This window comes from Hoskinsella mucinilytica (assembly GCF_045223415.1).
GTDB classification, from domain to species: Bacteria; Bacillota_I; Bacilli_A; order Erysipelotrichales; family Erysipelotrichaceae; genus Hoskinsella; species Hoskinsella mucinilytica.
The window spans coordinates 1-1,422 of the sequence record NZ_JBEQZJ010000102.1 but is presented as its reverse complement, the minus strand read 5'-3'; the positions used below and the strand labels follow the sequence as shown (position 1 = coordinate 1,422).

The 1,422-nt window shown below is 29.2% G+C and carries 2 protein-coding genes; both read right to left on the bottom strand.

The window, feature by feature from the left end:
* Window positions 1–550, bottom strand: a 550-nt coding sequence (locus tag UGRO018_RS17670; RefSeq protein WP_416327832.1) for a GNAT family N-acetyltransferase, incomplete at its 3' end; no start/stop codon positions are given.
* Between the two features lie 8 nt (window positions 551–558).
* Window positions 559–1,251 (bottom strand): sugar transferase, encoded by a 693-nt coding sequence (locus UGRO018_RS17665; protein ID WP_463667576.1) that lies wholly within the window; start codon window positions 1,249–1,251, stop codon window positions 559–561.
* Window positions 1,252–1,422: the final 171 nt, after the last annotated feature.

The window sequence follows — 1,422 nt, the reverse complement described above, 5'->3', positions numbered from 1 at the left end:
CATATTTTTTATATAATATAAAACCATTCTTTTTATAAAATCTGTTTACATTTTCATTATTTATTGCATCTGTTTCAAGTGAAATAAATGCATATTTTTTGAAATCAGTTATTTCGATTAACTTTTTTATTAAAAGCGAACCGACACCCTGATTTTTATAATCTGGGCTTACTCCAATCGATGCTAGCTCAACATAAGCTTTATCTTTTTTTACTTCATTAGATTTGTTAAATGCTCCTAATAACTTTTTTATAATTTTGGGATTTTTAATAATAGCAACACATGAAAAAAATCCGAATCTAAGTAACTTGTTTTTTATAAGGTTTTTAAAAAAATCAGAATAATTATTAGAAAATGCTATAAACCCTATTGCTTTATCATTTTCTTTTGCTATTAATATTCCTGATTCTTCATCTTCGATATATCCAGTATATAAAGTTTTCAGAAACCCTTTCCCTAACTCTGACAGGAAAAAATTTTGAAATGTATTTAAATGAATCTCAACAATATCATTTAAAAAATAGTTATCTTTTATCAACATAATATCCATTTTCTCACCTACACCTTCAAAACGGTATCAATCATCGTTTTAATTTCTTTCACAAAAGAAAAAGAAGTGATAGCCTTCAGGTTGTATTCCATCTTCTTTGGCAATACCTCTTCTATATACACCTCATCAATGCTTTTATTTTCTTTTACACCTTTTCCTATAATTTCATCTTCATCTTTAAATTCAATGCTTGCTATAGATGTCACTCCAGCTGGTAGCAATAATGTCCCATTCATTTCCTTCGTATATTCATCTACATATTTCTTTACTTCTGGTCGTGTTCCTACAAATGTCATATTTCCAAGAAAGACATTAAATAATTGTGGTATCTCATCTATCCGATATTTTCTTATCATTTCTCCAACTTTGGTAATTCTTGAATCATTTTGGGTCGTTACTAGTGTTCCTATTTGATCAGCATTTGACACCATTGTTCTGAATTTAAAAATTTTGAACACTTTTCCGTATTGTGTGATTCTTTCCTGTCGATAGAATACAGTGCCTTCTGAATCTAATTTGATCCATATTGCTATGATGATAAAAAGCGGAGATAGTAAAACAATCATTATCAAAGAACATAGAATATCAAAACATCTCTTCATTCTCAGTTGTCCTGTTTTGCTTTTTAAGCTTTCATAATATGGTCTTACTTCTTCTGTTTTCATAAATTCCGGAAGATCATTCCAGTTCTTTATTAACATGCAAGTACTCCAATCAAGGTTTCTATAATATGATCCACTTCTTCATCACTCAAACAAGTATGTAGTGGTAAGGTCATCTCATTCTCAAAAAGACCATATGAATTTGGATAATCTGTGAAATCAAATCCTAGTTTCTTATAGCCTGTATGCATTGGTAATGGCTTATAATGC